General features: G+C 58.5%; 29 protein-coding genes. 14 read left to right on the top strand and 15 right to left on the bottom strand.

Annotated elements, in window-relative coordinates; all coding sequences use genetic code 11:
* Positions 1-16 precede the first annotated feature (16 nt).
* Entirely contained in the window at positions 17-154 is a 138-nt protein-coding gene (locus GOX75_RS07300; protein ID WP_217354422.1) for an entericidin A/B family lipoprotein, read from the top strand.
* 1,112 nt (positions 155-1,266) lie between these two features.
* Here GOX75_RS07300 and GOX75_RS07295 read toward each other — a convergent pair.
* The 4 genes from GOX75_RS07295 to GOX75_RS07280 all read right to left on the bottom strand — a co-directional run bounded on the left by GOX75_RS07295 (position 1,267) and on the right by GOX75_RS07280 (position 3,091).
* Positions 1,267-1,716: a hypothetical protein gene (locus tag GOX75_RS07295; protein ID WP_171121927.1), complete on the bottom strand. Its 450-nt coding sequence runs from the start codon at positions 1,714-1,716 to the stop codon at positions 1,267-1,269.
* 182 nt (positions 1,717-1,898) lie between these two features.
* On the bottom strand, positions 1,899-2,384 hold the full coding sequence (locus GOX75_RS07290; protein WP_171121926.1) for a hypothetical protein: 486 nt from the start codon (positions 2,382-2,384) through the stop codon (positions 1,899-1,901).
* A gap of 118 nt (positions 2,385-2,502) precedes the next feature.
* A complete protein-coding gene (locus GOX75_RS07285) occupies positions 2,503-2,682 on the bottom strand; it encodes a CTP synthetase (protein ID WP_171121925.1) in 180 nt (59 codons plus the stop codon).
* A gap of 88 nt (positions 2,683-2,770) precedes the next feature.
* Positions 2,771-3,091: a hypothetical protein gene (locus tag GOX75_RS07280; RefSeq protein WP_171121924.1), complete on the bottom strand. Its 321-nt coding sequence runs from the start codon at positions 3,089-3,091 to the stop codon at positions 2,771-2,773.
* Positions 3,092-3,281: 190 nt separating this feature from the next.
* Between GOX75_RS07280 and GOX75_RS07275 the strand changes: the two genes are divergently transcribed.
* On the top strand, positions 3,282-4,229 hold the full coding sequence (locus GOX75_RS07275; protein WP_171121923.1) for an aldo/keto reductase: 948 nt from the start codon (positions 3,282-3,284) through the stop codon (positions 4,227-4,229).
* 35 nt (positions 4,230-4,264) lie between these two features.
* Here the strand turns inward: GOX75_RS07275 and lepA are convergent, their stop codons facing one another.
* Positions 4,265-6,064, bottom strand: coding sequence for a translation elongation factor 4 (gene lepA / locus GOX75_RS07270; protein ID WP_170707663.1), 1,800 nt, complete (start codon positions 6,062-6,064; stop codon positions 4,265-4,267).
* Between the two features lie 255 nt (positions 6,065-6,319).
* Between lepA and GOX75_RS07265 the strand changes: the two genes are divergently transcribed.
* Together GOX75_RS07265 and GOX75_RS07260 are read left to right on the top strand one after the other, a co-directional pair.
* The gene (locus GOX75_RS07265; protein WP_171121922.1) at positions 6,320-6,628 is read left to right on the top strand and encodes a hypothetical protein; all 309 of its coding nucleotides are present in this window, start codon (positions 6,320-6,322) and stop codon (positions 6,626-6,628) included.
* 66 nt (positions 6,629-6,694) lie between these two features.
* Complete coding sequence (locus GOX75_RS07260) at positions 6,695-7,636, top strand: LysR family transcriptional regulator (RefSeq protein WP_171121921.1); 942 nt, start codon at positions 6,695-6,697, stop codon at positions 7,634-7,636.
* Here GOX75_RS07260 and GOX75_RS07255 read toward each other — a convergent pair.
* Positions 7,633-8,076 carry a low molecular weight protein-tyrosine-phosphatase gene (locus GOX75_RS07255; RefSeq protein ID WP_171121920.1) on the bottom strand — a complete coding sequence of 148 codons (444 nt, stop codon included), beginning with the start codon at positions 8,074-8,076 and terminating at the stop codon, positions 7,633-7,635. The genes GOX75_RS07260 and GOX75_RS07255 overlap by 4 nt on opposite strands.
* A 28-nt stretch (positions 8,077-8,104) precedes the next feature.
* On the opposite strand from GOX75_RS07255, the gene GOX75_RS07250 reads away from it, so the two are divergent.
* Both GOX75_RS07250 and GOX75_RS07245 read left to right on the top strand, forming a co-directional pair.
* Positions 8,105-8,800 (top strand): NAD-dependent deacylase, encoded by a 696-nt coding sequence (locus GOX75_RS07250; RefSeq protein WP_171121919.1) that lies wholly within the window; start codon positions 8,105-8,107, stop codon positions 8,798-8,800.
* 64 nt (positions 8,801-8,864) lie between these two features.
* Entirely contained in the window at positions 8,865-9,473 is a 609-nt protein-coding gene (locus GOX75_RS07245; RefSeq protein WP_171121918.1) for an HdeD family acid-resistance protein, read from the top strand.
* An 82-nt stretch (positions 9,474-9,555) separates the two neighbouring features.
* Here the strand turns inward: GOX75_RS07245 and GOX75_RS07240 are convergent, their stop codons facing one another.
* From GOX75_RS07240 to meaB, 4 genes are all read right to left on the bottom strand, one after another.
* Positions 9,556-10,023: a copper chaperone PCu(A)C gene (locus GOX75_RS07240; RefSeq protein ID WP_171121917.1), complete on the bottom strand. Its 468-nt coding sequence runs from the start codon at positions 10,021-10,023 to the stop codon at positions 9,556-9,558.
* A 44-nt stretch (positions 10,024-10,067) separates the two neighbouring features.
* Complete coding sequence (locus tag GOX75_RS07235; protein ID WP_254428701.1) at positions 10,068-10,463, bottom strand: hypothetical protein; 396 nt, start codon at positions 10,461-10,463, stop codon at positions 10,068-10,070.
* A gap of 362 nt (positions 10,464-10,825) precedes the next feature.
* Entirely contained in the window at positions 10,826-11,113 is a 288-nt protein-coding gene (gene rpmB / locus GOX75_RS07230) for a 50S ribosomal protein L28 (RefSeq protein ID WP_039532366.1), read from the bottom strand.
* 163 nt (positions 11,114-11,276) lie between these two features.
* Positions 11,277-12,248 (bottom strand): methylmalonyl Co-A mutase-associated GTPase MeaB, encoded by a 972-nt coding sequence (meaB, locus tag GOX75_RS07225; protein WP_171121916.1) that lies wholly within the window; start codon positions 12,246-12,248, stop codon positions 11,277-11,279.
* 227 nt (positions 12,249-12,475) lie between these two features.
* Here meaB and hrpB point away from each other — a divergent pair, with 227 nt between their 5' ends.
* The 3 genes from hrpB to GOX75_RS07210 all read left to right on the top strand — a co-directional run bounded on the left by hrpB (position 12,476) and on the right by GOX75_RS07210 (position 17,099).
* A complete protein-coding gene (gene hrpB / locus GOX75_RS07220) occupies positions 12,476-14,908 on the top strand; it encodes an ATP-dependent helicase HrpB (protein WP_171121915.1) in 2,433 nt (810 codons plus the stop codon).
* Between the two features lie 161 nt (positions 14,909-15,069).
* Entirely contained in the window at positions 15,070-15,528 is a 459-nt protein-coding gene (locus GOX75_RS07215) for an NUDIX hydrolase (protein WP_171121914.1), read from the top strand.
* Positions 15,529-15,620: 92 nt separating this feature from the next.
* A complete protein-coding gene (locus GOX75_RS07210) occupies positions 15,621-17,099 on the top strand; it encodes an inorganic phosphate transporter (protein ID WP_171121913.1) in 1,479 nt (492 codons plus the stop codon).
* Positions 17,100-17,103: 4 nt separating this feature from the next.
* On the opposite strand, the gene GOX75_RS07205 is transcribed toward GOX75_RS07210, so the two are convergent.
* The 3 genes from GOX75_RS07205 to GOX75_RS07195 all read right to left on the bottom strand — a co-directional run bounded on the left by GOX75_RS07205 (position 17,104) and on the right by GOX75_RS07195 (position 20,071).
* A complete protein-coding gene (locus tag GOX75_RS07205) occupies positions 17,104-18,078 on the bottom strand; it encodes a 2-dehydropantoate 2-reductase (RefSeq protein WP_171121912.1) in 975 nt (324 codons plus the stop codon).
* 67 nt (positions 18,079-18,145) lie between these two features.
* On the bottom strand, positions 18,146-19,108 hold the full coding sequence (locus GOX75_RS07200) for a pirin family protein (RefSeq protein ID WP_171121911.1): 963 nt from the start codon (positions 19,106-19,108) through the stop codon (positions 18,146-18,148).
* 117 nt (positions 19,109-19,225) lie between these two features.
* Positions 19,226-20,071 carry a phytanoyl-CoA dioxygenase family protein gene (locus GOX75_RS07195; protein ID WP_171121910.1) on the bottom strand — a complete coding sequence of 282 codons (846 nt, stop codon included), beginning with the start codon at positions 20,069-20,071 and terminating at the stop codon, positions 19,226-19,228.
* A 180-nt stretch (positions 20,072-20,251) separates the two neighbouring features.
* Between GOX75_RS07195 and GOX75_RS07190 the strand changes: the two genes are divergently transcribed.
* Entirely contained in the window at positions 20,252-20,731 is a 480-nt protein-coding gene (locus GOX75_RS07190) for a twin-arginine translocation pathway signal (RefSeq protein WP_171121909.1), read from the top strand.
* A 3-nt stretch (positions 20,732-20,734) separates the two neighbouring features.
* The gene (locus GOX75_RS07185; RefSeq protein ID WP_171121908.1) at positions 20,735-21,331 is read left to right on the top strand and encodes a ferric reductase-like transmembrane domain-containing protein; all 597 of its coding nucleotides are present in this window, start codon (positions 20,735-20,737) and stop codon (positions 21,329-21,331) included.
* On the opposite strand, the gene argF is transcribed toward GOX75_RS07185, so the two are convergent.
* Together argF and GOX75_RS07175 are read right to left on the bottom strand one after the other, a co-directional pair.
* Positions 21,328-22,254 (bottom strand): ornithine carbamoyltransferase, encoded by a 927-nt coding sequence (gene argF / locus GOX75_RS07180; protein ID WP_171121907.1) that lies wholly within the window; start codon positions 22,252-22,254, stop codon positions 21,328-21,330. The two genes, GOX75_RS07185 and argF, sit on opposite strands and share 4 nt — an antisense overlap.
* A gap of 75 nt (positions 22,255-22,329) precedes the next feature.
* Complete coding sequence (locus GOX75_RS07175) at positions 22,330-23,517, bottom strand: aspartate aminotransferase family protein (protein WP_171121906.1); 1,188 nt, start codon at positions 23,515-23,517, stop codon at positions 22,330-22,332.
* A gap of 294 nt (positions 23,518-23,811) precedes the next feature.
* Here GOX75_RS07175 and GOX75_RS07170 point away from each other — a divergent pair, with 294 nt between their 5' ends.
* From GOX75_RS07170 to GOX75_RS07160, 3 genes are all read left to right on the top strand, one after another.
* Positions 23,812-24,735 (top strand): DMT family transporter, encoded by a 924-nt coding sequence (locus GOX75_RS07170; RefSeq protein ID WP_171121905.1) that lies wholly within the window; start codon positions 23,812-23,814, stop codon positions 24,733-24,735.
* Between the two features lie 70 nt (positions 24,736-24,805).
* Positions 24,806-25,381 carry a GcrA family cell cycle regulator gene (locus tag GOX75_RS07165; protein ID WP_171121904.1) on the top strand — a complete coding sequence of 192 codons (576 nt, stop codon included), beginning with the start codon at positions 24,806-24,808 and terminating at the stop codon, positions 25,379-25,381.
* A 290-nt stretch (positions 25,382-25,671) separates the two neighbouring features.
* Complete coding sequence (locus GOX75_RS07160; RefSeq protein WP_171121903.1) at positions 25,672-26,190, top strand: GNAT family N-acetyltransferase; 519 nt, start codon at positions 25,672-25,674, stop codon at positions 26,188-26,190.
* The last annotated feature ends 103 nt before the right edge of the window (positions 26,191-26,293 follow it).

The raw sequence follows: 26,293 nt of genomic DNA, 5'->3' as shown, positions 1-26,293 counted from the left end.
ACCTATGGAGAAAGCAATGATCCGCACAATTCTGCTTGCATTGACCTTGTTTGCACTGACTGCCTGCGAAACGGCAAAAGGCGTTGGACGCGATATTGAAAAAGCGGGCGATGCGATTTCGGATACGGCCAGCGACGTACAGCAAGCCCTTTGACCGCAACCCTTATGTTGCGCAAAGGCGACACGCACCCCCTACATATGGTTGATCGCCTGAGCCTTCCGCGTTATCGTTGCCTTACAGGTGCATAGACGCGGCATTGCATTTCTGACACGACTTCGGGGTTCTTGCACAATAGCAAGAACCCCGATCCCATCATAAAGGGGGATAGAGTGGCAGCCTGTAAAATCCCGGGAACCGGCAAAAGGAAAAGGCGTCAGGTGCGCAGACGCGGTCTTTGCATGTGCCCGAACGGACACCCCTGACGCCTTGCCGGGTCGACACGCCCGAGGGACGCCCCGATCCAGTTGTCACAACCCAGTCAAGAGCCGCGACTGCTGCTTGGCGCCCGCGGACGCCTTACAGCACGCATTGACCTTCTGAGAAGTTGATCAAACGATCCGAGCCTCGGCTCAACTCGATCAATCACCTACCGGTAAGCCTCTGTGAACGCTGGTATATCCTAAGATTTACCACCTTTCACTCAGACCCCTTGGCCTTTGCGTCCCGCCGTGGCCCCTAAGAACCGCTGCGGTAAGGCGACTGTTACATTCAGACCGTAACCCGACAAGAAAATAGCACTGCAGCATGAAAATTAGCCGTGGATAACGTGTTGATATCCGCAGGGAGCGTTTTGTGGACAACTCCAGAAAACGCGCCAAGACATAGGTTTGATCAAGGAAAAGTCCAGACTTTAGGAAGCGCCCGAATTTGCGGCTGTTTCTGCATGTGCAAACATCTGGAAACGTGAAAGTGGAGCGGGACGTTCAACTTTCGGACGCGCGATCCGTCGAATCGACACCTGCGGATTCGCCTCAAATGGGGAGCCACACAAAAGGCACCGGGGCCGGGCGACACTTCTGCAACCGTCTGCGATACTGCGCTGAAGCTCACCAGATCCGATTAACCCAAACCAAGAAACGCCGCATTCCAGCATGGATTGAACCGAACCCTGCCGCTGACGGTGGAATTGCCGCCCGACCCGTCTCCTCCCTGTGGAGACATTGGTTCCATTTTTGAGAAGCGTCCGGCCCGGTCGGAGTTACTTATTACGTACTGCAAACAATCGCAGCCAGTACCCCCTACAGCCCAACCGGGCCGGAAACGCTTCAGTTCACCTGACGCTCCAGAACGGTGCTGTAGGTCGTTCCGTTTCTCAGGCTACGGAAATCCGCAAAGATCTTTCCGTCTTCATACCGGGCGTCGATCAGCGCATTTGCACCAATCACCATGGGTGAGGTTTCGACAATCCCGATCTTGCCGGATCCATCCAGGCTTATTGTCCCGGTGGCCTCGTTCTGGTTCCAGTCCGTGTCACCGTCCCGGCGCCACAGGCTCGGCCCCCAAAAGACGTTGTCTTCCTGCACCTGAACATCCAGCATCCATTCGGCCTTGTTGAACCGCGGCTCAGTCCCGCGCTGCATATGCGTGGGTTGTACGGTCGTATAAGTCCCTACCCATGTGCCGCGCAGATCGGGCGCGGTATCGGCCATCGCAGCCGTTCCAAGGGTGAGTGTCGTGGCCAAAGCGGCTGCTCCGGCAGTCATATATCTGGTCATGGGCTCTCCTCCCAAAGATCTGGCCGTTTCCGGCTTGCTGAACAGATTGGTTGAGAGAGGGCCGGTTGCAACTAACCTAAGGGAAACTTCATAAAGGGTTTAGGTGACGCTTACCTGCCACGCAGCGCAAAGGGCGCTCTTACCAAAGCGCCCTTTCCTAAGCACCTGTTAACAATAGTGATTCAGTTCATCTCAAAGCTACCCGAAATCGTATTGACGAATTTCTGCGTGTCCGGATCGGTAAATGACGAGAACGTGCCGCCCCCAGTGGCGCTGGCCCAACCGCCCGTGCCGCCGGATACCGACCAGTCGCCGGTCAATGCGCCGTCCGAACCGATCCCCGTGGCGGTCCAGCTCATCACTGCCTTGTCGCCGGAGGTTGTGTCAAAGACGCAATTGCCCGCGCCCGACACCTCGGCCCCATTGATCAGCATCGAACCAAAACACGACCCCGTCGCCCCTTCCAACGGGTGACCGGCGGAAACCTCGAAACTGTCATAGTCGGTCTGAGATTTGATCACCGCATGCCCGTCTGAGATGCCGAAGACCTGGTTCGAACTGACACCCGACCCCTTGCCGGCGGCGTCATAACTTTCGGCCATAGCAAATGTGCTGGACAGGCCGATGGCTAGGGCTGTGATTGCGGTCGCTGTTAAGAACTTGTGCATAATAACCTCTCATTTCTGAGGGTTTGGCGTTGCAAGCATATAATCAAAAAGGCCGCCTGAACGCGGTCCCCCTGGGGCGGAGGATAACACATTCCGAACTTTGCGTCTAAACCGGGCCTTAGCCTTCCAGCCTGCGCGCCACCATGAACGAGGCAGGGAAGGCCGCAACAAAGCCCGCAACCGCAGCGATCAACATGGCCGTCCACGAGACATAGCCCAAGACCAAAACCGCAATCACAGCGAACCCGGCAAGGGTGGAGCCAAGAAAAATGTGAAGGATCAGCGTCAGCGGTGACATAGGGGCCTCGTGTGTTCTGAGTGTTTTGCCGGAGACTAGAACTGAAGTTGAGGGTGGTCCTTGATCTGGGTCAGGATGCGCAACCCGATCAGGCCCATGCTAGTACCGTTCCAACCAAGACAAGGCCGATCCCCGCAACCTCGCGGTGCGAAAAATTCTCGCCGAACAGAAAGTAGGATGCGATGGCGATCAGAATAACCTCGCCCCCGAGAATGCCGGTATAGATAATACCCAACCGCTCCTCGCGCAGGGCGGCAAGCTCTAGCGTTGCGGCGGCCAGCAGGGTTGCCACGATTAACAGGCTGAGGCCGATCCCGGGGATTTTCCACCAGAACTTCATCGCGATCATGGCTGCGGAATAGAGTCCTGCTGATCCGAATGCGATGAGAGGGACGAGCGATGTTGACATAGAGGCCTCCTCCTGAGGTTGCCATTAGGTCAATTATTGCAGATTGGAGGTTTTGCGGCTGTGAGATTGGTCACAGTTTCGACTCGCACACTCGGTTCTCCTCGTGTGTTTATTGAGATCCCAATCTTGCAGTGAATGGCTGATCCGTAAAAAATTTACACATTCAAATGTGACGTGGAGAATGGAAACAATGACATCTTTTTACGAAATCGGTAGAACCGGAGTACGAATTCCACGAATTGGTTTTGGATCAACCGGAATCGGCAGCATTCCTCAGATTTACGGTTATGAAGTTGATGAGAACAGGGCGCGAGAAACCTTGCGCACAATATTTGCACGCCCCGACGGGTTTATCGACACCGCTCGCGGCTATGCCATGGGCCGCAGTGAGGAACGCATTGGGAGCGTAATACGCGAACTCGGCGGCCTGCCAGAGGGTCGCGTACTATCTACAAAAATCGACCGTAACATGGAGACAAACGTGTTTGACGCTGCCCAAGCAAGGCGGTCCCTCGAACAAAGCCTGAAGGCGCTTGGCGTAGACAGCGTCGATATCCTTCACTTGCATGATCCAGAATACGCTGAGGACGTGTCGGAGATCACCCGCAGCGGAGGGGCGCTGGACGAATTGTTCAAAATCAAAGAGGAGGGCCTCGCAACGGCCGTCGGTTTGGCCGGCGGGCGGCTGGACGTCTTGGTGCCTATGCTACGCGACTGGGACTTCGACGTGGTAATGACGCACAATCGGCACACGCTTGTAAACGTGAATGCATCGCCCTTAATCGAACTAGCCGCCTCTAAGGGCATCACTGTGTTAAATGCCGCGCCCTACGCGGGAGGAATTCTGGCAAGAGGCAGCGCAGTCCACAGCTTCTACGTTTATCAAACAGCAACAGAAGAAACGCTCGCCCCAGTGCGCGCTGTCGAGGATATCTGTGCACGCCATGACGTTCCCATGGGCGCGCTGGCGCTACAGTTTTCACTGCAAGACGAAAACATTGCCTCTACAGTGTGCGGGGTGACTTGGCCGCAGCACGTGAACCAGACATTTGAATGGGCGGATTGGGACATTCCAGAGACAGCCTGGACCGAACTCGCTGACCTAGGGAAATCGGACGCCGATCCAGAAACCTCATAGAAGCGGTCAATCCGAAGTCGAAAAAATGGACAGCCTTAGCTGTCCATTTTGAGTGCCGAAATAAACGCCTCCTGCGGGATATCGACCTTCCCGAACTGGCGCATTTTCTTCTTACCGGCCTTCTGCTTGTCCAGCAGTTTGCGTTTCCGCGTGGCGTCGCCCCCGTAACACTTCGCGGTCACGTCCTTGCGCAGGGCCGAGAGGGTCTCGCGGGCGATGACCTTGCCTCCGATGGCGGCCTGAATCGGGATTTTGAACATGTGGCGCGGGATCAGATCCTTGAGCTTTTCGCACATCGCCCGGCCCCGCATCTCGGCCCGGTCGCGGTGAACCATGGTCGACAACGCGTCGACAGGTTCGTCATTCACCAGCACCGACATTTTGACCAGATTATCCTCGGTATAGCCGGTCATCTGGTAGTCGAACGAAGCGTATCCTTTTGTTACCGATTTCAGGCGATCATAGAAGTCGAACACAACTTCGTTGAGGGGCAGGTCATACACAACCATCGCGCGTGACCCGGCATAGGTCAGGTCCAACTGAATGCCGCGACGGTCCTGACACAGTTTCAGCACGTCGCCCAGGTATTCGTCGGGAACCAGAATGGTCGCCTTGATGCGCGGTTCCTCGATATGGTCGACCTTGGACGGATCGGGCATGTCGGCGGGGTTGTGCAGCTCGATCATTTCGCCGTCTTTCATGTAGACGTGATAGATCACCGACGGTGCGGTGGTGATGAGCTCGATATCATATTCGCGTTCGATCCGGTCGCGGATGACCTCAAGATGCAGAAGGCCGAGGAAGCCGCAGCGGAAGCCAAAGCCCAGCGCAGCCGAGGTTTCCATTTCGAACGAGAACGACGCGTCGTTCAGCGCCAGCTTGTCGATCGCATCGCGCAGGTCTTCGAATTCCGCCGAGTCCACGGGGAAGAGACCACAAAACACCACTGGCTGCGCTGGTTTGAAGCCGTCCAGCGCGTCCTCAGTCCCGTTGCGGTCATTGGTGATCGTGTCGCCGACGCGGGTGTCGCGGACCTGTTTGATGGACGCGGTGAGAAAGCCGATCTCACCGGGGCCGAGGCTGTCGACCATCTCCATCTCAGGCCGGAAGACGCCAACGCGGTCCACATGGTGCAGTGTGCCGTTCGACATGAACTTGACCCGCATTCCCTTTTTCAGCGTGCCGTCCATGATGCGGACCAGAACGATGACGCCCAGATAGGCGTCGTACCACGAATCCACCAGCATCGCCTTAAGCGGCGCGTCCAGATTGCCCTGCGGCGCGGGTAGTTGCTGCACGATGGCCTCAAGCGTTTCGTGGATGCCCTGCCCCGTCTTGGCCGAAACCTGGATGGCGTCGGTCGCGTCAATGCCGATCACATCCTCGATCTGCTCGGCTACGCGGTCACAATCGGAGGCGGGCAGATCGATCTTGTTCAGCACCGGCACGATCTCATGATCAGCGTCGATGGCCTGATACACATTCGCCAGCGTCTGTGCCTCGACCCCTTGGGTCGAGTCCACAACCAGCAGCGAGCCTTCGACCGCGCGCATGGACCGGCTGACCTCATAGGCAAAGTCCACGTGGCCGGGTGTGTCGATCAGGTTCAGCACGTATTGCTCGCCATTGTCGGCGGTATAGTCGATGCGCACCGTGTTGGCCTTGATGGTGATGCCACGTTCCCGTTCGATATCCATGCTGTCAAGCAGCTGTTCTTTCATGTCGCGATCCTTGACCGTTCCGGTCTCTTGGATGAGCCGGTCAGCAAGGGTGGATTTACCATGGTCGATATGCGCGACGATGGAGAAATTGCGGATATGAGCGAGGTCTGTCATAGCGTCGGGATATGGTTCGAAAATGGGCGCTGGTCAAGGTGGGACAAAGCCGCCTGCGATCCTTATTTCCTTGGAATAACCCGTTGGGTCGCGCGCAGCCACGTGTGGCCCTAATTTGGCCATTCTTTTCGCCATAATAAAAGAAATCACATTTCTGCATCGTGAGATTGATCCCGAATCCACTTTGATTCATACTCACGCGCATACCGAGAGGGGCGCAAGACCCCTCCGGGCAGGCAAAAACGAGGCTCGAGTATGAAACAGTTCCTCTTGATCGCAATATGCGCCGCGTCGCTGATGGCGGTAGCTCCGGTGGCAGATGCGGCTCAGATCAAACAGGCATGTCTGGCGTCCGACCGTTCGGCTGCCACACGAGACCGGTGCAGTTGCATTCAGCGCGTGGCCAATCAGGCCCTTACACGCAGCGACCAGAAAACCGTCGCCAAGTGGTTCACCGACCCACACCAAGCGCAAGAGCTAAAGATGTCTCAGACTGCGCGGGACGATGCCCTGTGGGACAGATATCGGGCCTTTGGCCAAATGGCTCAGGCGATTTGCAGCTAAGCCAGCCCTACGCCTTGACCTGACACGCCCTGCGCCCCAGAAAAGGCGCAGCGAAAGGTGTACTCTATGGTTATGAAAGGGCTTACCCTGCGCGGCCTCGAAGTGTTCGAAGCGCTGGCGCGGACAGGTTCGGTAGCTCAGGCTGCCGAGATTACAGGCCTCAGCCAGCCATCGGTCTCGCAACAATTGCGCAATCTGGAAAATGCCTTGGGCACCGAACTGGTCGACCATGGACGTCGCCCTATGCGGCTGACGCAGGCCGGGCGCAGTTTCCTGACCCGAACCGAGGCCATTCTGGCCGAACTCCAGATGGCCCAGAGCGAACTGACAGTGATGGACCTTGGCCATCTGACCACGTTGTCCATCGGGTTGATCGACGACTTCGACAACGACCTGACGCCGCGGTTGGCAACGTTACTGGCCGACAGTCTGACCCGGTCAAAGTTCAAACTGATCACGCTGCCCAGCCTTGACCTGTTTGCGGACCTCGAGGCCCAGCGCCTGCACATGGCCGTATCCGCACATTCCGGTGAGGTGCTTGAAGGCGTTGTAGAATACCCGTTGGTTCAGGACCCATTTATTCTTGTGACCCCCAAAGGGGCCGCAAACGCGATGCAGGACCTGCCCTTTTTGCGCTATGCGCGGGAACAGTTGATAAGCCGCCAGATTGAAGCGCACATGTCCCGACAGCAGCTTGAATTTGAGGAACGGTTTGAAATCGGATCTCACCTTGCACTGATGGCGATGGTTGCGCGCGGATTGGGCTGGGCGATAACGACCCCGCTGGGGTACATGCGTGCGGCACGTTTCCACGACGGGCTCGAAGCACATCCGGCCCCGTTCGGGGAATACGCGCGCATGATCTCGCTGTTCACCCGCACCGACTGGTCCGATCAGGTACCGCAAGAGGTCGCTGGCATGATGCGCCGCCTCATGCGCACTCAGATCGTCGATCCAACCTTGGAGCAATTGCCATGGCTCAGTGACCGGCTCAAGGTCATGGGTTAACCGCCCAAGTACTCATTCAAGCCATCAACGGCGGCCTCTATCAAGTCCAACGCACCGTCGAAATCGCGCGTGTAATACGGGTCGGGCACGTGATCGGCCCCCAAGTGGGGTGCGAAATCGGTTAGCAGGCGCACGGGGGTGTCGTTTCCTTCAGGGCGCAGCTCCTCAATATCCACGATGTTATTCGCATCCATTCCGATAATCAGGTCGAACCTGCGGAAATCCTCGGCTGCAAACTGACGGGCGCGCAGATTGCTTAAGGCGATCCCACGCGCAAGGGCGGCCTCTTGCATCGGGCCGTAAGGTGGATTGCCAACATGCCAGCCCGCCGTCCCGGCACTGTCGCTGGAGTGGTGCGGCGCACGCGCCCGAAAAACGCCCTCGGCGGCAGGGGAACGGCAGATATTGCCTAGGCAGACAAACAGGATACTGTGGCTCATAGGCCAAGGTGTAGCGCGAAGGACAAAGATGGAAAAGATCGTCATTCTCACTGGGGCCGGGATTTCTGCGGAAAGCGGACTAGGCACGTTTCGCGACGAAGGGGGCTTGTGGTCACAATACCGGATCGAAGACGTGGCAACACCAGAAGGGTTTGCCCGCGATCCTGCACTGGTGCAGGGGTTCTACAATGCCCGACGCGCGCAGGCGGCAAAAGCGGAACCGAACCTAGCCCATCGCGCGCTTGCACGCCTTCAGCGCGATTGGCCGGGCGAAGTCGTGATCGTAACCCAGAACGTCGACGGCTTGCACGAAGCGGGTGGAGCTCAGGATGTAATCCATATGCACGGTATACTCGCCGGCGCGCTCTGTGCTGCGTGCGGCCATCGCTGGACCGCGCCGCCAGAGATGTCCGTGGGTGAACCCTGCCCAGCTTGCGCCACCCTCAACGCACGGCCGGACGTGGTATGGTTCGGTGAAATGCCCTACCACATGGACACGATTTACGACCACCTGGCCGGGGCTTCGGTCTTTGCATCCATTGGTACTTCGGGCCAGGTCTACCCCGCCGCCGCGTTCGTGCACGAAGCCGCCATGTCCGGGGCGCGCACCGTTGAGCTTAACCTTGAGCCGTCGACCGGGGCGTCCAGCTTCGATGATGTGATACTTGGCCCGGCGTCAGAAACCGTGCCTCGCTGGGTGGACGACCTGCTGGGGCCACGATAACCGGCAGGCAAGAGCCCGAATTATCGTTAACATTTTAGGAGTAACCATTCTCAAAGGGGCTCCCATGACCGATCCCAATACCCTACAAGGCGAAATTCTGGACGATCAGGGACCGGATGGCCGAGACGCGCTTGGCGATCAATTGGCAGACCTGTGGTGGACCTTCCTGCTGCGCGGCATTCTGGCCGGGGTGCTTGGTATCGCCGCGTTGTTCTGGCCTACGGGCAGCATCTCGCTCCTGCTCAGACTGGTTGGGCTCTTGCTGGTATTCGACGGCGGCCTGACCTTGCTGGGCTTCGGGCGGCGCGGCCTGATCGGAGGCGTCGGCATCGGCGCCCTACTGATCGGCCTCATTCTGTTGATCTGGCCCGAGGGTGTCGCCCGCCTGACCTTCTTCCTGCTGGGCGCATGGGCGTTGATCGTTGGAGTGGGCTCGGTTATGGCCTGGCGTCAGATGCCCGACCAGAACCCGGACGCAGCCACGGTGCGCAACTCGGGAATTGTGGCGCTGGTTATCGGACTGGTGCTGTTGTTCTGGCCCGGCAGCGGAATGGTCGCGCTAGGTTGGGCAATCGCCTTTTCGGCGCTGGCCTTCTCGGTCGTCATGTTTTTTCTCGCCGTGCGCTTCAAACGGGCCCATGATCGCATCGCAATGCGCGTCGTGAACCGCTGAAACACAACGCAAACAGGCCGGGGAGTTACCCGGCCTGACACATGGATGACGGCCGCATCGCGGCCCGAAGACAGGCGTAGCCTTAGTGGTTGTGTGACCCGTGGTCGCCTTTGCGCTCCAGGTCGACTGGGATGTCGACGACGATCTCACCAGCCTTTTCAAAAACCAGCGTGACCGGCACAGTTGCACCTTGTTCGAACGGTGCCGAAATCCCCATAAACATGACGTGATCGCCACCACGCTTCAGCATGTGAGTTTCTCCGGCCGGGATGACGAACCCCTCTTCGACATGGAGCATCTTGGCCACACCGTTGGCATCAACCTGATGAGTGTGCAGCTCGACCCGTGCCGCAACATCCGATTCGGCTGCGATCAAACGGTCGTCGGTCTCACCAGAGTTCTGGATCATCATGAAAGCAGCACCCGCCTTTGCGGACTTGCCTGACGAACGCGCATAGGCGTCCTCGACGGTGATGCTATCCTGTGCCCAGGCGGCGGTTGTAAGAGTAACGGCGGCAACGGTGGCCAGCAGTTTGTAGGTGAAGGACATAAAGCCTCTCCTGATTTGAGTTCTTGATAAATTGGAAAACAGTATCAAGCCAAACTAGGAGGCGCGCGCGCCGATTGTGAGGCAACCGACGGCGTGATGAGGTCACCCACGCCACGCTTCAACCTCGGCTGGGGTTGTTTCGGCGCGTCGGGAATCGCAGCCTCCGCCATGGAAAGAGCGCCCAACACGGTCAAAGCAAAGTCAGGGCAGAAATGCGGGGCCTGCGTCGGTTGCCCTTCGGCATCGACATAGACAACCACCGGACCGCTTCCGGTGCACAGCACCATTTGACCGACCGCAGCATCGACCCCGCGCGAAACTGCAAAACCCTGCCCCGTCAAAATAACGAGCAGCGAAAGCGCAAAGGGCAGAATTCTGGTCAGAGCGGGTTTCATTCTGCCTAGGGTATAGGCCAGAGACAATTCCGGCTTCAAGCGCATTCAGACGCTTGAAGCCTTGGGATCCTAGGAAAGTGTCAGCGGTCTAATTCCGGGCGTTTGACGGACCCTTTGGTCAGACTCGTATGCAGCCGGTTCACCTGACGTTGCATCCGAAAGCATGTCCCAAAGGTCTTGCCGAAAAATGCGGCCAACACTGAGAAAGAATCGAAAGATTTAAAAGACATGAGGGCAAACTCCGCCAAAAATATGCATAAACATATTCCGCTCAGAATTCGCTGTATGTGATCAAAGTTACGTTTCAGGGGTCAATTGCGCCGAAATCGTGAACATTCTTAATTCAGGCAAAAGCAAAGGCCCTGCACCAGATGGGTACAGGGCCTGAAATTCGCAGTAAAAAAGGTTTAGGCCGAAGCTTGTGCCTTGGCGATTTCCTTTTTCACTTTCAGTGCGTTCGCGGACAGTTCTTCGTCCTTGGCTTTGGCCAGGAACGCGTCCAGACCACCGCGGTGATCAACCGAACGCAGAGCAGCAGCAGAAATGCGCAGCTTGACGCCACGGCCCAGAGTCTCGGACTGCAGGGTAACGTCGTTCAGGTTGGGCAGAAAACGACGACGAGTTCTGTTTTTGGCGTGGCTGACATTGTTGCCAGTCATCGGGCCTTTTCCGGTCAGTTCGCAACGGCGCGACATGGTTTCTTCCTTTGTTTCTGGAGGCCGGGCATACTGCCCTCGGCCAAATCACAAGGGGCGCAACCCGAAGTCGCGCCCGAAAACTGGTTGGATGCGTGTAGTGGGAATCGCCGGAAGGGTCAAGACGGGCCAGCAGAATTCTTTGACTTTACCTGTCACCCCTTCAGGCCAGCGTTGTCAGCATCTGTTCCGCCGCCGCCGCAGGGCTTATCCGGCCGTGTGAAACTTCGGTGCTCAGACGTTCCATCTCGGCCCGCGCCCGCGCAGTCGACAGCCGCGACAGAAGCGCCGAACGCACTTCCTGCTCGAACCAATACTGCGCCTGCACCGCCCGGTTCCTTTCCCAATGACCCGAGTCGCGACGCCATTGGGTCAGGGATTGAATTTCGGACCACGCATCTTCCAACCCATGTTCCTCGACCGCAGAAACCGTCATGGCCTTGGGAAACCCTTCGGGATCCTGCGGGCGCTTGCGCAGCAGACGCAGGGCACCGGCGTAGTCAGCGCAGGTGCGGGTGGCAGTCGCCTTGAGATCGCCATCCGCCTTGTTCACCAGGATCATATCCGCCATTTCCATGATACCGCGCTTGACGCCCTGCAACTCATCACCGCCCGCAGGCGCGAGCAGCAGCAGGAACAGGTCGGACAGTTCGGACACAACGGTTTCCGATTGCCCCACGCCTACGGTTTCGATCAGCACAACGTCAAACCCAGCCGCTTCGCACAATGCGATTGCCTCACGTGTGCGACGGGCCACGCCGCCAAGATGCGACTGGCTGGGCGATGGACGGATGAAGGCGGCGCGCTCACGGCTCAGACGCTCCATCCGGGTCTTGTCGCCCAGAATTGAGCCGCCCGATCGGGCAGAGCTGGGATCAACAGCCAGAACCGCGACGCGAAGCCCTAAACCGATCAGCATCATGCCAAAGCTCTCGATAAAGGTGGATTTGCCCACCCCCGGTGTCCCTGACAATCCGATCCGCAGCGCCTGCCTCTCCGACCCCGCCAACTGAGCCAGCAATACCGTCGCCTGCGCCCGATGATCGGCGCGGCCACTTTCAACCAGCGTAATGGCACGGGCCAAAGCACGCCTGTCTCCGTTCAAAATCCTGTCTGCCAGGCCGTCTATTTCCATTTTGACCCCAATCTTTTGCGGCAGGTCTACTTGCCGCCCCAAAGGGGTGTTTGTCCAGACCATAGGGATCGAGAAATGCACCCACGGCCAGCTATTCGCGCTAGGGTGTTGCGGCCTGTCCTCTGTTGGCGTCTGCGAAAACCGTGATCCCCGTTGATGCACACCTCTGGCCATGTTCCCGCAGGGCGGAACTGGACGTTGGGGGACCATTCGCGGATAAAGCCACCATGACACGCCTGCCTATCGACGACGCTATTCCCGATCTTATCGAAGCTTTGAAAGCTTCGGGCCGCGCTGTGCTTCAGGCCCCTCCGGGTGCGGGTAAGACAACTCGGGTGCCGTTAGCGATACTGGATGCCGGGCTGTGTGACGGTCGGATTGTCATGCTTGAGCCGCGCAGACTGGCGGCGCGCGCAGCCGCTGAACGCATGGCGGAAACTCTTGGTCAACGCGCGGGCGAAACGGTCGGATACCGCTTGCGTGGCGAAACAAAAGTGTCCAAGACCACCCGGATCGAGGTTGTGACCGAAGGGATTCTGACGCGTATGCTGCAATCCGAGCCCGATCTTCCCGGCGTGGGCGCGGTTATCTTTGATGAATTTCACGAAAGATCCCTGAACGCGGACCTTGGACTTGCCTTATGTCTTGAAGTAACGGGGGCGCTCAGGGAAGACCTTATCCTTCTGGCCATGTCTGCGACATTGGATGCCGAACCGGTAGGACGCCTGATGGATGCCCCGCTGGTCACCTCCGAAGGCCGCAGCTTTCCCGTTGAAACGCGTTGGCTTGACTATCCGTTGGGGACACAGGCGCGACGGCTGGACGCATTGGTGGATCTGGTCACTCAGGCCGAACGGGAAACCGATGGTGGAATGCTGGTTTTCTTGCCCGGCGAAGGTGAAATTCGCCGCGCCGAGGCCGCGTTGACCCGTCGCTTGCCCAAGGACTGCATGATCAGGCCGCTTTTTGGGTCTATGCCTTTCGCGGAACAGCGCAAGGCGATCGCTCCGGTTGATAGCGGCCGCAAAGTGGTATTGGCCACATCAATTGCCGAAACATCGCTTACCATCCCCGATATTCGGGTGGTCGTCGATATGGGACAGGCGCGGCGGGCAAGGTTCGATCCGGGCTCGGGCATGTCCCGCCTCGTGACGGAACGCGTCACACGCGCCGAAGCGACACAACGCGCAGGTCGCGCAGGGCGGGTGGCCAAAGGTGTTTGCTATCGCCTTTGGTCCAAAGGGGAAGAAGGCGCACTGGCCGCCTACCCTCCGGCCGAGATCGAAGCCGCCGACCTGACCGGGCTGGCCTTGGAATTGGCCCTTTGGGGTGCTTCGCCCGGTGATCTGGCCTTTCTGACCCCTCCGCCCGACGGAGCGACGGCCGAAGCACGAAACCTGCTGCAAATGCTGGGTGCGCTCGACAGCAAGGGCCGGATTACCGATCACGGACGGGCATTGGCGGCGCTGCCTTTGCATCCGCGCCTTGGGCACATGCTGGTACAGGCTGGACCCGATGCAGCAATTCTGGCGGCGCTGACGGCAGAACGTGACCCACTTAAAGGTGCTCCGGCGGATGTTCTGCTGCGGCTTGAGGCGTTGCGGGACACTCGGGCTTTTCAACGCGATCGGGTCTGGCAGGTGAACACAGGCGCGGTGGACCGGATCAAGGCCGAGGCCAAGCGGCTGCGGGACCGGGGCAGTCGTTCGGACCTAAGCCCCGCATCCATGGCCGCGCTTGCATATCCCGACAGGATCGGACAGCGGCGAAAGGGTGATGTGCCACGCTATGTCCTGTCCGGCGGCAAAGGGGTCGTGCTGGGCGATGAAGATACGCTGGCAGCCGCCCAGTATCTTGTGGTCACCGACACCGATGGAAATCCGCGAGAAGCGCGTGTACGCATGGCCGCCCAAATTACCGAGCGGGAAATCCGCGACCTGTTTGCGGATCAGATCGATTGGGTCGAAACGTGTGATTGGTCGAAACGCGACCGGCGCGTCATCGCCCGGCGGCAAGAACGGTTTGGCGCTATCACTCTGGAGGACCGGATATGGAAAGAGGTCCCGCCCGATACCGTCGCCCACGCCATGCTAGATGGAGTGCGAGACCTCGGGTTGGTCCTAAACGGCGCCGCCGCGCGTCTGGCGGCGCGCGTGGAACTGGTTCGGGCCGAAGGGGTGGACCTGCCGGACTTCTCGACCCAGGGCCTGATGGACACAGTAGAAGACTGGTTGCTGCCCATGCTTGACGGAGTACGCAATGCTGAAGACTGGAAACGGTTCGATCTGCTGCCCGCGCTTCGCTCTCGTCTGGATTGGGGACAGACGCAAGAATTGGATCGCCGCGCGCCCGGCTCTTTTGAAACACCGCTCGGGCGTAAGGTTCCCATCGACTATGGCGGCGCGGTCCCCGAAATCTCGGTACGTTTGCAGGAATTGTTTGGCGTCACGCGTCACCCGATTGTCGGGGGTGAAGCGTTGAAAATCACCCTGCTGTCTCCGGCGCAGCGACCGATACAGATCACGCGCGATCTGCCGGGGTTTTGGGCGGGATCCTATGCCGATGTGCGCAAGGACATGCGCGCGCAATACCCCAAACACCCTTGGCCCGAAGACCCAACGCAGGCCGACCCCACGTTGCGGGCGAAACGGCGCAGCTAGAACGCTGTTCGGCAAATACTCACCTTTCCCGCTAGAAATTGCAGCCCTTCGGCAGCAATCAGCGCCGAGATGACGCAGGGTAAAGATAGGTGCATTGAAGATATTCCATTCCGTTGTTATGTGACACGCGCACATGTTTCACCCACTCAAGTGAGCCTGTTTTGACAAAATGGTTGCGAAATATCTGGGAAGAGGTCGCCAGACCTTTGTTCCTGCGCCCCCGCCGGGTGCAGTTCGGCGCCCTTTGCCTGAGAAAAACGCAAAACGGGCCCGAAGTTTTGTTGATCACCAGCCGCGATACGGGCCGATGGGTCATTCCCAAGGGCTGGCCCATGGACGGTTTGGACGGCGCCGAAACAGCCCGGCAAGAAGCATGGGAAGAAGCCGGCGTAAGGCCAGCGAAGCTTGGCCGCAGCCCTGTCGGGCAGTACACATACGACAAAATTCTTAAAGACGGATCGGCTCAGCCGGTTTTGACGAATGTGTACCGGGTGGACGTTCAGGAACTGGCGGATGACTTCCCCGAAGCAGGTCAGCGCACGCGCGAGTGGGTCTCGCCCCAGACGGCCGCTGACCGCGTTTGGGAGCCTGAACTCAGCGAAATCCTACGTCACTTGTAACAAAATCGCTACAATTTGATGACAGAGCGGTTGCCCGCACAGGCGAAACCGTTTAGCGGCGTGCGTCAAATCCAGAAAACCGATGAAACCTCATGTCGAATTCGAATTCCAAAACCCGCTGGCAGGCACTGGACAGCGACTTGCACCGCATTTCACGCTTTGAATCTGCGAATGCTTACGTCGCACGCCCCATGCTTGCCCCCGGCATTGCGCTGGCATTCATCGCGCTGGCCGGGTTGACCGCTGCAGTTTTGTTTGGTCAGGCCGACGGAGGGCTGATCGTTGTCGCGGCAGCGGCGTTCGGGGCGTACATGGCGATAAATATCGGCGCCAACGACGTTGCCAACAACATGGGCCCTGCCGTGGGTGCCAACGCGCTGACGATGGGCGGCGCGATTGTGATCGCCGCCATCGCCGAAAGCGCAGGGGCTTTGCTGGCAGGTGGGGATGTGGTCTCGACAATATCCAAGGGCATTATCGACCCGGCCTCGGTTCAAAACAGCAACGTGTTCATCTGGGCGATGATGGCAGCGCTGATTTCCTCGGCATTGTGGGTAAATCTGGCAACGTGGGTCGGCGCACCGGTATCCACCACGCACTCCGTCGTGGGCGGCGTGATGGGGGCTGGCATCGCAGCAGCAGGTCTGAGCGCGGTCAGTTGGGGTACGATGAGTGCGATTGCTGCAAGCTGGGTGATCTCACCAGTACTTGGGGGCGTTATTGCTGCCGGGTTTCTGGCGTTGATCAAAGCGAAAATCCAATATCAGGACGACAAGATTGCCGCCGCACGGCGCTGGGTTCCCATTCTGGTCGCGGTAATGGCCGGGGCATTTGCGACGTATCTGGCGGTCAAGGGTCTAAAGCGGATCGTCAAAGTGGACCTTGAAGTCGCCCTGCTGGTCGGCTTGGCTGCTGGTTTGTTGGCCTGGGCCGTTACGGTACCATGGGTTCGCCGCAAGTCCGAAGGGTTGGAAAACCGCACGAAATCTCTCAAGACGCTTTTTGGGCTGCCACTGGTCATCTCCGCCGCATTCCTCAGTTTCGCCCACGGAGCAAACGACGTGGCCAATGCCGTTGGCCCCTTGGCCGCCATTGTCCACGCCGCCGAGTTCGGCGATTTCGCGTCCAAAGTGACGATCCCAAGCTGGGTGATGGTGATTGGTGCCTTTGGCATTTCCTTCGGCTTGTTCCTGTTCGGCCCCAAGCTGATCCGCATGGTCGGTAGCCAGATCACCAAGCTGAACCCCATGCGCGCCTTCTGCGTCGCCTTGTCCGCAGCAATCACGGTGATTGTGGCCAGTTGGCTGGGCCTGCCCGTCAGTTCCACCCATATCGCGGTTGGTGCGGTCTTCGGGGTCGGGTTTTACCGCGAATGGCATTCGGACCGCCGATGGAAAACCTCGAACTATCAGCGACCGCCGGAACGCCGTTTGGCGCGCGAAGAACACAAGCGGCGCAAGCTGGTGCGGCGATCCCATTTCATGACGATCGTGGCAGCATGGGTCATCACCGTACCCGCCGCCGCAACAATGTCAGCGGTTATTTTCTGGATACTGACGGCCTTTCAATAAGGCGTTAGGACGTGATCCCCTCTGGACCCATTGCGGTTTGCGGTTTCTGTTCGATCAGAGTTCGCACCCGCCGACAGATTGGCGTGGGAATACCGCTGGTTTCACCCAGCCGGACGATTTCCCCCTGCAGGCTGTCGATTTCTGTCGTCCGTCCCGCCAGCAGGTCATAGGCCATGGATGTGCGCGCCCAGGGGTCAATGCTGACCATCCGCGCAGCTATTCTTGAAAACACGGGTGTCGGCAAACGTAGAATATGCGGCGTCATCCACGCCGGCAACGGCGTGGTCGAGGCGACAGGAAGACCGGCTGCCTTCAGAACCGCCAGCGCCTCGGTCATCTGGTCCGCCATCAGGCGACGCCAGTTTCGATCGAGAAGTTGCTGTTTCAGGGTCAGCCCGGAAAGCGCGTTCAGCGCGTTGTTAAGATTGATGACCAGTTTGCCCCATTGCACGGCATCGATGTCGTCACTTTCGACCACAGGCATATCACTACTGCTCAGAAGCCGCCCCAAGTCGCCCGGGCCACTTTGAATTACAATCTCGCCGGATGTCGCCCTGTGGAAACTGCCAGCACCAGATGGGACGACGTTGAAAGGCACCATTCCTGCACGGACATCATAGTCCGGTAGGGCGGCGCGCAGAGTTCGGACGTTTTCCATCCCGTTTTGCCACGACAGTACAGGGGCCGTTTTGGGCGCATGTTTCGCGATCTGCGCCGCCATATCTGCCGTCGCGCCGGTTTTGACAGTCACGATCACCAGATCGGCGTTTTCCATCCCTTCTGGCGATTGGGTCAGGGTCAGTTTCACAGCGGGCACGCGGCGATTCAGGTCCGCAAAATCGCTGACCCTAAGCCCCTGTGCACGGATTGGATCAAGAACATAGGCACGCCCCAACAAGGTCACGTCATGCCCAGCCTCCGCCAACAATGCCCCGCAGTAACATCCAATGCTGCCCGCGCCCGCAATCACGATTTTCATGGCATCCTCCATCTAGGCGCAAGGATTGCCGGGATTTAGGACGCGGACAAGACCCCATTACGTTCGGTTAGCGCGCCAACCTCGGGCGGGTACGTGCCAATTCTTCCGAGATCGGAATGAACTCCTGATCGTCGCCGGGCGGCAGGTGAAATGCCCCGTTTGCCCAGTCAGCCGTCTTCCACTCGCGGGTCGCCGCCTCGATCTTTTCTTTCGAAGAGGACACGAAATTCCACCAGATATATCGGTCCTCATTTAATGTCGCGCCCCCCAGAAGCATCAGGCGCGCACCCAACGGGCCTGCCTTGACCGACAGGCGATCACCGGGACGAAAGACCATCATTCGACCCTCCTCAAACGTGTCGCCCGCAATCTCGACAGAGCCTTGGGTGACATAGACGCCGCGATCCTCATGATCATCCGGCAACGGGAAAGAGGCGGCCGGATCCAACTGAACGTCGAGGTAAAAAGTCTCAGACAGCATCGTAACGGGGCTGGTCTCACCATATGCCGACCCGAGGATCAATCTGGCGCTGACGCCATTGTCCTGAATATGGGGCAACGCACCTTGTTTGTGATGTTCAAAATCAGGGGCCATGTCCTCATGCGCTTCGGGCAGCGCGATCCAGGTCTGGATACCGAACAGGTTGTGCCTTTTGCTGCGTGTTTCTTCGCTGGTTCGTTCAGAATGGGTCACGCCGCGACCTGCCACCATCCAATTGACCTCACCGGGGTAGATCATCTGATGCGTGCCAATGCTGTCGCGATGCTCAAATTCACCCTGATACAGATAGGTGACGGTTCCCAAACCGATATGGGGATGTGGGCGCACATCAATACCACCATCCGTGATAAATTCAGCCGGACCCATCTGATCAAAGAAGATGAAGGGCCCCACAAGCTGTCGTTTGACCGACGGCAAAGCGCGGCGCACTTCGAACCCGCCCAGATCACGAGCGCGGGGTATGATCAGCGTTTCAAGGGCTGAGTTCTCGGAAACACATTCGGGGTTGTGTGTGGGATTCCAACTCATTCCTGCACCTCTTGCGTTCAAAGAACTTTCGTTCACTGGTGCAGGATATAGGGCGAAATTTACCGAATAAACTTGCAAAACTGCACATAAATCGTGCGGAACTTTCCCGACATATCCTCATTCGCCAATGGGTCGCGGCCAAAGCCGGGGAAAGAACGCACCGTCTAGCCGATCACCTCCGCGATACCCCGCCGCTTCGAATTGCGCACGTTCCTCTTTGGCCCAATCCCCTCGATACCGAATGAGCCCGTCCGGGGCCGTCATCCGCAGCGTAAAACGCCGCACCGTTTCGGTCGGCGTGACGGAGGAAAGCCCCCCGTGCAGGGTTCGCATATCGAAAAAGATACAATCCCCCAACTCCATATCCCATTGCAGCAGGTCAAAGGCATCGGGATTTGCATTGACGTCTGGCGGAGGGTGATAGGTGAGACCGGCAACCTCGGTCGGTTCATAACTGGGATGCCCATCCGCGAAACGCACCCGCATGAACAGCTTGTCCCACAAATGCGATCCTTTCACGAATGCGATGCCATTCTGCTTGCTCACTGGCTCCAAAGGAAGCCACAGGACACACATCGTTCCCTCGAAATCGAAATAGGACAGGTCCTGATGAAATGGAGGGCGAGACATCGACCCGGCCTCACGTAGAAACCAGTTATCCATGACCAGATTGATCGAGGGCGCGCCCAACAACTGCGCCGCAAGCGGGGCACAGGGCGAGTTGAATACGAAATCCGTAAATTGTGGGATTTTGTTCCACGCCCAAAAATCTTCAAAGTAACCCGGCGCATCCGGGTCTTTCGTGTGGCGGGTAAAATTTTCAGTAGGTGCTGTCAGGTCAGCGTCGATCCCATCGCGCAGTGTCTGCAGCCAAAACGCAGAGAATTTTGAGCGTAAGACGACTGCTCCGTCCCGCTGGAACGCAGCAACTTCTGCGGCTGAAACGTGCTCGGACTGGGTCATGGGCGAGGGCCTTCCGACAGGAGGGGCGAATACAAAGGATCGCACCCGGCGGGCGGGCCGTCAAAGCAATTCACAATTCCCTCTGTTGGCTCGAAATATCGTTCGTTCGTGCTACTCTGTCATGGCGATAGCGCCCGGCTGAACGCGGGCACACGAAATGGCTTTGAAAGCGAGGGGCCCATGAGCCGTGTTTCACTCACTCGACGCTCTTTGATTGCTGCGGGCGGAGCTGTCCTTGCATCCGGTCTGCTGTTGCCCGCCCGCGCCAATGGCCTTGCAGCCACCCCGTCAATGCGGGGAGGAGCCAACAATTATCGGCCTGGTGCGCCGATCGTGCAGCGCATTGGCGGCGGTGGGTTCTGGATGACCGGAACAGTCCGGCGCGCGGGAGACGGTGCCCCCCTGCCCGGTCAACGTATTCAGATCTGGGCTCATACGACCGAAGGGCATGAACGCGACCCCCACAGCCACGGCGCGACCTTGACGGATGAAAAAGGAGAGTTCCGGCTGGAAATGCCTCAGATCGTACCCGCCTTTGGTCAGCCGCATGGCCACCTGGCCTATGATAACGGTGAATTCGAAACCGTGTTCCTGCGTCCGGTCATGGCAAGCGCAAGGGACAAGACCTTGGCCGCTCACTTTGTATTGCAACCCGCCTGAGACGTGACGCGAACCGTTGCAGCCTGGGCCGCGCTAACGGTCGTCTTGCTGGTTCCCATCCTTGCGGCCGCAGCAAGTCCCTATCTAGAATGGCGAAGCCCCGTCTACATTGCGGCTGGGTTTGCCGGGATTATCAGCCTGAGTTTGCTATTGCTTCAACCCTTGCTGGCAGGCCGATGGCTGCCTGGGCTGTCAGCCATGCAAAGCCGTCTATGGCACCGCAGATGCGGCCTTGCTCTGGTGGGTGCCCTTTTTATTCACGTTGCCGGATTGTGGATCACCAGCCCCCCTGACATGTTGGATGCCCTGCTGTTTGTATCACCCACCCCGTTTTCAGCGTGGGGCGTCGCGGCAATGTGGGCTGCTTTCGCCGCAGCCCTTCTGGGTTTGCTGCGGCAGCGCCTTCATCTTCGGTTTCGCGTCTGGAGACTTGGGCACGCGGGGCTGGCTTTCATCACGATCGTCGGCAGCGTTGTTCATGCCATGCTGATCGAAGGCACGATGGAGGTTATGTCCAAAACCGCACTTTGCATTCTGATCTTGGTGGCGAGCGTCCGGACGCTCGCCAAACTTCGAGTGTGGGATATACGCAGGCGCTAGACGCCCAGGCACCAGCGCATGATCGCCTTTTGCGCGTGCAGACGATTTTCCGCCTCATCAAAGATAACCGAGTTCGGACCATCCATGACCTCGGATGTCGCCTCTTCCTCGCGGTGTGCTGGCAGGCAGTGCATGAACAGCGCATCTGGCTTGGCATGCGACATCAAATCTTCATTGACCTGATAAGGTCGCAGCAGGTTGTGACGCCGTTCCTTGGCCGATTGGGAATCGTGCATAGAGACCCATGTATCGGCAACGACAAGGTCCGCGCCTTCGACCGCTTTGAATGGATCGCGTTCGACCACGATTTGCGATCCCTTTTGGCGGGCAAAGCCCATGAACTCTTCCTCCGGGTCGAACTGCGCGGGGCCGGTGAAAGTCAGGTTGAAGCCAAACTGACCAGCCGCGTGCAGGAACGAAGCGCACACGTTGTTGCCATCGCCGGTCCAGACCACTTTTTTACCCGCGATGGGGCCACGGTGTTCTTCGAAAGTCAGGACATCGGCCATGATCTGACAGGGATGGGTGCGGTCGGTCAGGCCGTTGATCACAGGCACGTCCGAGTATTCGGCCATCTCGGTCAGGATCGTTTCGTCGAACGTCCGGATCATGATCAAGTCGACATAGCGCGACAGGACGCGGGCGGTATCGGCGATCGTCTCGCCATGGCCAAGCTGCATGTCCTTACCGGACAGCAGCATGGTTTCACCGCCCATCTGACGCACGCCAACGTCAAAAGAAACCCGTGTTCTGGTGGATGGCTTCTCAAAGATCAGCGCAACCATGCGACCTGCAAGCGGTAGGTCGTCATCATGGGCGGCTTTAGGCCGCCCGAGGCGGGCCTGTTTCATCGCTCCGGCCTGGTCAATCATCTTCCGCAGGTCAGCGGCATCAGTTTTGTGAATATCAAGGAAGTGGTTCATATCTTGTCGCTTTTGGTTGGCGGCGGGTGGGGGCCAGCCCCCACACCCCCGAAGTATTTCGGAACAGAAGAAAAGTCAGGCGGTGGTCAGATTGGCGTGAACCTGTTGCGCGGCTTTCTCGAGGCGGATAACGGCCTGCGCGATGTCGTCCTCGGTCAGGGTCAGCGGCGGCAGCAGGCGGATCACATTATCGGCGGCTGGGACGGTGATGACCTCGTTGCCATAGCCCGCATTCACCACGTCGATATTGGTCGGTTTGCATTTCAGACCCAACATCAGGCCGGTGCCTCGCACTTCTTCGAACACATCGGGGTGGTCTGCGATGAGACCTTCGAGCTTTTGCCGCAAAAGGCCTGCCTTTCGATTGACGCCTTCCAGAAACGCGGGTGTGGCCACCTGGTCGATCACGGCGCAGCCCACCGCACAGCCCAGCGGGTTGCCCCCATAGGTCGAGCCGTGTGTTCCCACAGTCATACCGCTGGCCGCGCTTTCGGTTGCCAGAACTGCGCCAAGGGGAAATCCGCCGCCGATGCCCTTGGCGACCATCATGATGTCCGGGGTGATCCCGGCCCATTCATGCGCGAACAGTTTCCCGGTACGGCCAACACCGCACTGGACCTCGTCAAGGATCAAAAGAAGGCCGTTGTCGTCGCAAATTTGGCGCAGCGCCTTTAGCTCGGCGTCGGGAACCGGGCGAATTCCGCCCTCGCCCTGAACCGGTTCAATCAGGATCGCGGCGGTTTTGTCGGTGATGGCATTTGTAACGCCGTCGAGATCGCCAAAGGTGACATGCACGAAACCGGGAAGCAGCGGGCCGAACCCCTTGGTCATCTTCTCGGATCCTGCGGCAGCAATGCCGGCCGAGGACCGACCGTGGAACGAACCATCAAACGTTATGATCTCGACCCGCTCTGGCTGATCCTTGTCATAGAAGTACTTGCGCGCCATTTTCACGGCCAGTTCGCAGGATTCGGTGCCGGAATTGGTGAAAAACACTGTGTCGGCAAAGGTATGCTCGACCAGTTTGTCGGCCAGCGCCTGCTGCTGCGGGATGTGATAGAGGTTCGAGACATGCCACAGCGCATGCGCCTGTTCGGTCAACGCGTTCACCAACGCCGGATGTGCGTGGCCCAGCGCATTTACCGCTATACCTGCGCCCAGATCCAGAAAACGTCGGCCATCTGCCTCGGTCAGCCAGGCACCTTCGCCTTTCACAAAGGTCAGGGGTGCACGGTTATAGGTCGGCAGAACGGACGGGATCATAGGATCATCCTTTTCGATAAATTGAGCCTCGTGAGTGATACACGAAGGCCATGTTAGTCAACTGATTTGGTGGGAAGTGCGCGGATTCTCAGCGCACACAGGATCAATCGGGCCGATTACGCGGCGATGCGTCGGCGTCGGAGTCGCAGGATATATGCGTGTTTGATCATGGTGGCTCGTATAGCCGTACTCCACTCATCTGAAAACCCCGAATTGCCCGGGACAGTCTGATTTCCTTAACGAGCCGTACAATTGCCGCTTGCCATTTGCCCCGCGCTAGCGCACCGGTGGCTTATGACACCCACGCGCCAGAACCCGCCGCTTGCGGCCCTATTGATCGTTGCGGCAAGCGCCCTTCTTTCCGGAACCACCCTGCTGGCCAAGGCGTTGGGAACAGATGTGCTGGGCCCGGCTCTGCACCCGTTGCAGATCAGCCATGGCCGTTTTCTGTTCGCTTTTCTGGTGATCATTGGCGCAGTGGCCGTTCTTCGCCCCCGCCTTACCCGTCCGCATTGGGGGCTTCATTTGGGAAGAACCAGCTTTGGTTGGCTGGGAATCACTTTGATGTTCGCCTCGGTCGCATTCATCCCGATTGCCGACGCAACCGCGATTTCCTTTCTGAATCCGGTCTTTGCCATGGTTTTGGCCATCCCCTTGCTGAAAGAAGGTGTTGGCCCCTGGCGATGGCTGGCCGCAGCGGTCGCGCTGGCTGGGGCGCTGATCCTATTACGTCCAACGCCTGAAAGCTTCCAGCCTGCGGCGCTTTTGGCTCTGACTGCCGCCGCCGTGATCGGAATGGAGCTGATCTTTATCAAGAAACTCGCTGGCCGCGAAATTCCGATTCAGATCCTTTTGATCAATAATGCAATGGGGCTGACCATCGCCTCGGTCGCGGTGAGTTTTGTGTATCAATGGCCCACGCCCCAGCAATGGGCGGCTTTGGCTGGGATCGGCCTGCTGATGGCCTGCGCGCAGGCGTGCTTTGTAAACGGGATGGCGCGCGCTGATGCGTCTTTTGTGGCACCCATCAGCTATGCCACGTTGGTCTTTGCCGCGCTTTACGATTTTGCCATATTCGGCGTGATCCCGGATGGAATCAGCATGATCGGCTCTGCGATCATCTTGACCGGGGGGCTGATTCTGGTCTGGCGCGAAGCCCGACACCGTCACACAGCAGCTGATTCGAGAACCGCTTGTAACTCGGCACACAGTGATTAAAATAGGGACCGAGACGAATTCCCAAGGCGGCCCGAATCCGGGGCCGCTTTCCGCTTTTGAAAGGCAAATGATGTCCTGGACTGACGAGCGTGTAGAGCTGCTGAAAAAGATGTGGGGCGAGGGCCAGTCGGCCAGCCAGATCGCCAAGGAACTGGGCGGTGTGACCCGCAACGCGGTGATCGGCAAGGTGCACCGTCTGGGCCTGTCGAACCGCGCAACTGGCGCGACCCCAGCCAAGGCCGAGCCCAAGGAAAAACCGGCACCAACACCAAAGGCCGAGGCCAAGCCCAAACCCGCGCCCAAAACTGAACCTGCGCGTCCTGCGCCTGCTCCGGCGACCGAGGCGAAGCCTGCCGTGCCCGCCCGCCGTCAGATCATCCCGGCCGGTCAGCCCCTGCCGCCGCAACCCTCGGCCAATGAGATCAGCCCCGAGGCGCTCGCCAAGGTCAACGAGGTCGAGAAGAAGGCCAAGAAGCTGACGTTGATGGAGCTGACCGAGAAAACTTGCAAATGGCCCGTCGGAGACCCCGCGACCGAGGATTTCTGGTTCTGCGGCCTGCCGGTTGAGGCAGGCAAGCCCTATTGCGAAGCGCATGTGGGCGTGGCGTTCCAACCAATGAGCTCGCGCCGGGATCGGCGGCGGTAATTGAGAACCTAAACCCAAGTCTCCATTGTGGAATGCGAAAGGGGCGCAGGCGTTTCGCCACGCCTCTTACCGGAAGTGTTGCATAGTAAAAAACAATGCAAGGCGTAACTAGCTCTGACAAAGGAAACACCTTCACTGAAAGCTGCGAAGGTGTATTAGGTCGGAGTGTCGGCTGTGCGGACAAAGCGCCGATTCGCTGCTTTTGCGCCAATGGCGGCTTTCGGTTCGCGGCTGATTGACTCATGCACCCCGTTTCAGCACGCTTTCTATACTTTGTTCGGGGTACCAGAATGACCAAAATAATTGTCCGGCTCGCAAGCTGCGAAGGCGATATTGAGGCGGCACGTATGCTGTGCCGAGAATGGTTGAAATGGCACTGGGAAAACTACCCCTCCTATTGGCCTAGGGGTGAAGATCATCCAATGGGCCCAAAAAGCTTCGAGGCCATATTGAAGGAACTACCCGCTCTGCACGAGCGACCATTGGGCGGAATTATCGTTGCATCGGTGGATGGCAAACCGATGGGGTGCGTCATGTACAGTGAAGCCCGTCCCGGCACCGCCGAGTTCAATCGAATGTTTGTAAGTCAGGCAGGGCGCGGCCTCGGACTTGGCCGCAGACTGCTGAACGAAATGTTCGAGCAGTTGGCAGCAGATGGGTACAGTCACGTCTTCTTCTCTTCAGCTACGTTTCTGACACAAGCCCGGGCGATGTATGAGGACGCTGGCTTTGTTCCCATGCCGCAACCAGAAAGCTTCCCGGATAAGTGGCAAGACAAGGTCTACTTCATGGAGCGTTCGCTCGCCTAGCCGCGCAAGGTTTGCGACTTTTCCTGTGTCCATGTCGTGCAAAGCGGGCTTTCGCCCGTCGCGCAGCATCTTTCAAAATGGGTTCGACTTGACATTGAGCCGT

Origin of the sequence: Ruegeria sp. HKCCD7251 (assembly GCF_013031165.1) — a bacterium.
In the GTDB taxonomy this organism is placed as follows: domain Bacteria; phylum Pseudomonadota; class Alphaproteobacteria; order Rhodobacterales; family Rhodobacteraceae; genus Ruegeria.
Note: the sequence above shows the minus strand (reverse complement) of the source record. Positions and strands in the feature narration are given on the sequence as shown.

What these genes read in the sequence shown, in the direction of transcription:
- GOX75_RS07300 (WP_217354422.1), top strand. Translation starts at nt 17, where the DNA reads ATGATCCGCACAATTCTGCTTGCATTGACCTTGTTTGCACTGACTGCC.
- GOX75_RS07295 (WP_171121927.1), bottom strand. Translation starts at nt 1,716, where the DNA reads ATGACCAGATATATGACTGCCGGAGCAGCCGCTTTGGCCACGACACTC.
- GOX75_RS07290 (WP_171121926.1), bottom strand. Translation starts at nt 2,384, where the DNA reads ATGCACAAGTTCTTAACAGCGACCGCAATCACAGCCCTAGCCATCGGC.
- GOX75_RS07285 (WP_171121925.1), bottom strand. Translation starts at nt 2,682, where the DNA reads ATGTCACCGCTGACGCTGATCCTTCACATTTTTCTTGGCTCCACCCTT.
- GOX75_RS07280 (WP_171121924.1), bottom strand. Translation starts at nt 3,091, where the DNA reads ATGTCAACATCGCTCGTCCCTCTCATCGCATTCGGATCAGCAGGACTC.
- GOX75_RS07275 (WP_171121923.1), top strand. Translation starts at nt 3,282, where the DNA reads ATGACATCTTTTTACGAAATCGGTAGAACCGGAGTACGAATTCCACGA.
- lepA (WP_170707663.1), bottom strand. Translation starts at nt 6,064, where the DNA reads ATGACAGACCTCGCTCATATCCGCAATTTCTCCATCGTCGCGCATATC.
- GOX75_RS07265 (WP_171121922.1), top strand. Translation starts at nt 6,320, where the DNA reads ATGAAACAGTTCCTCTTGATCGCAATATGCGCCGCGTCGCTGATGGCG.
- GOX75_RS07260 (WP_171121921.1), top strand. Translation starts at nt 6,695, where the DNA reads ATGGTTATGAAAGGGCTTACCCTGCGCGGCCTCGAAGTGTTCGAAGCG.
- GOX75_RS07255 (WP_171121920.1), bottom strand. Translation starts at nt 8,076, where the DNA reads ATGAGCCACAGTATCCTGTTTGTCTGCCTAGGCAATATCTGCCGTTCC.
- GOX75_RS07250 (WP_171121919.1), top strand. Translation starts at nt 8,105, where the DNA reads ATGGAAAAGATCGTCATTCTCACTGGGGCCGGGATTTCTGCGGAAAGC.
- GOX75_RS07245 (WP_171121918.1), top strand. Translation starts at nt 8,865, where the DNA reads ATGACCGATCCCAATACCCTACAAGGCGAAATTCTGGACGATCAGGGA.
- GOX75_RS07240 (WP_171121917.1), bottom strand. Translation starts at nt 10,023, where the DNA reads ATGTCCTTCACCTACAAACTGCTGGCCACCGTTGCCGCCGTTACTCTT.
- GOX75_RS07235 (WP_254428701.1), bottom strand. Translation starts at nt 10,463, where the DNA reads ATGCGCTTGAAGCCGGAATTGTCTCTGGCCTATACCCTAGGCAGAATG.
- rpmB (WP_039532366.1), bottom strand. Translation starts at nt 11,113, where the DNA reads ATGTCGCGCCGTTGCGAACTGACCGGAAAAGGCCCGATGACTGGCAAC.
- meaB (WP_171121916.1), bottom strand. Translation starts at nt 12,248, where the DNA reads ATGGAAATAGACGGCCTGGCAGACAGGATTTTGAACGGAGACAGGCGT.
- hrpB (WP_171121915.1), top strand. Translation starts at nt 12,476, where the DNA reads ATGACACGCCTGCCTATCGACGACGCTATTCCCGATCTTATCGAAGCT.
- GOX75_RS07210 (WP_171121913.1), top strand. Translation starts at nt 15,621, where the DNA reads ATGTCGAATTCGAATTCCAAAACCCGCTGGCAGGCACTGGACAGCGAC.
- GOX75_RS07205 (WP_171121912.1), bottom strand. Translation starts at nt 18,078, where the DNA reads ATGAAAATCGTGATTGCGGGCGCGGGCAGCATTGGATGTTACTGCGGG.
- GOX75_RS07200 (WP_171121911.1), bottom strand. Translation starts at nt 19,108, where the DNA reads ATGAGTTGGAATCCCACACACAACCCCGAATGTGTTTCCGAGAACTCA.
- GOX75_RS07195 (WP_171121910.1), bottom strand. Translation starts at nt 20,071, where the DNA reads ATGACCCAGTCCGAGCACGTTTCAGCCGCAGAAGTTGCTGCGTTCCAG.
- GOX75_RS07190 (WP_171121909.1), top strand. Translation starts at nt 20,252, where the DNA reads ATGAGCCGTGTTTCACTCACTCGACGCTCTTTGATTGCTGCGGGCGGA.
- argF (WP_171121907.1), bottom strand. Translation starts at nt 22,254, where the DNA reads ATGAACCACTTCCTTGATATTCACAAAACTGATGCCGCTGACCTGCGG.
- GOX75_RS07175 (WP_171121906.1), bottom strand. Translation starts at nt 23,517, where the DNA reads ATGATCCCGTCCGTTCTGCCGACCTATAACCGTGCACCCCTGACCTTT.
- GOX75_RS07170 (WP_171121905.1), top strand. Translation starts at nt 23,812, where the DNA reads ATGACACCCACGCGCCAGAACCCGCCGCTTGCGGCCCTATTGATCGTT.
- GOX75_RS07165 (WP_171121904.1), top strand. Translation starts at nt 24,806, where the DNA reads ATGTCCTGGACTGACGAGCGTGTAGAGCTGCTGAAAAAGATGTGGGGC.
- GOX75_RS07160 (WP_171121903.1), top strand. Translation starts at nt 25,672, where the DNA reads ATGACCAAAATAATTGTCCGGCTCGCAAGCTGCGAAGGCGATATTGAG.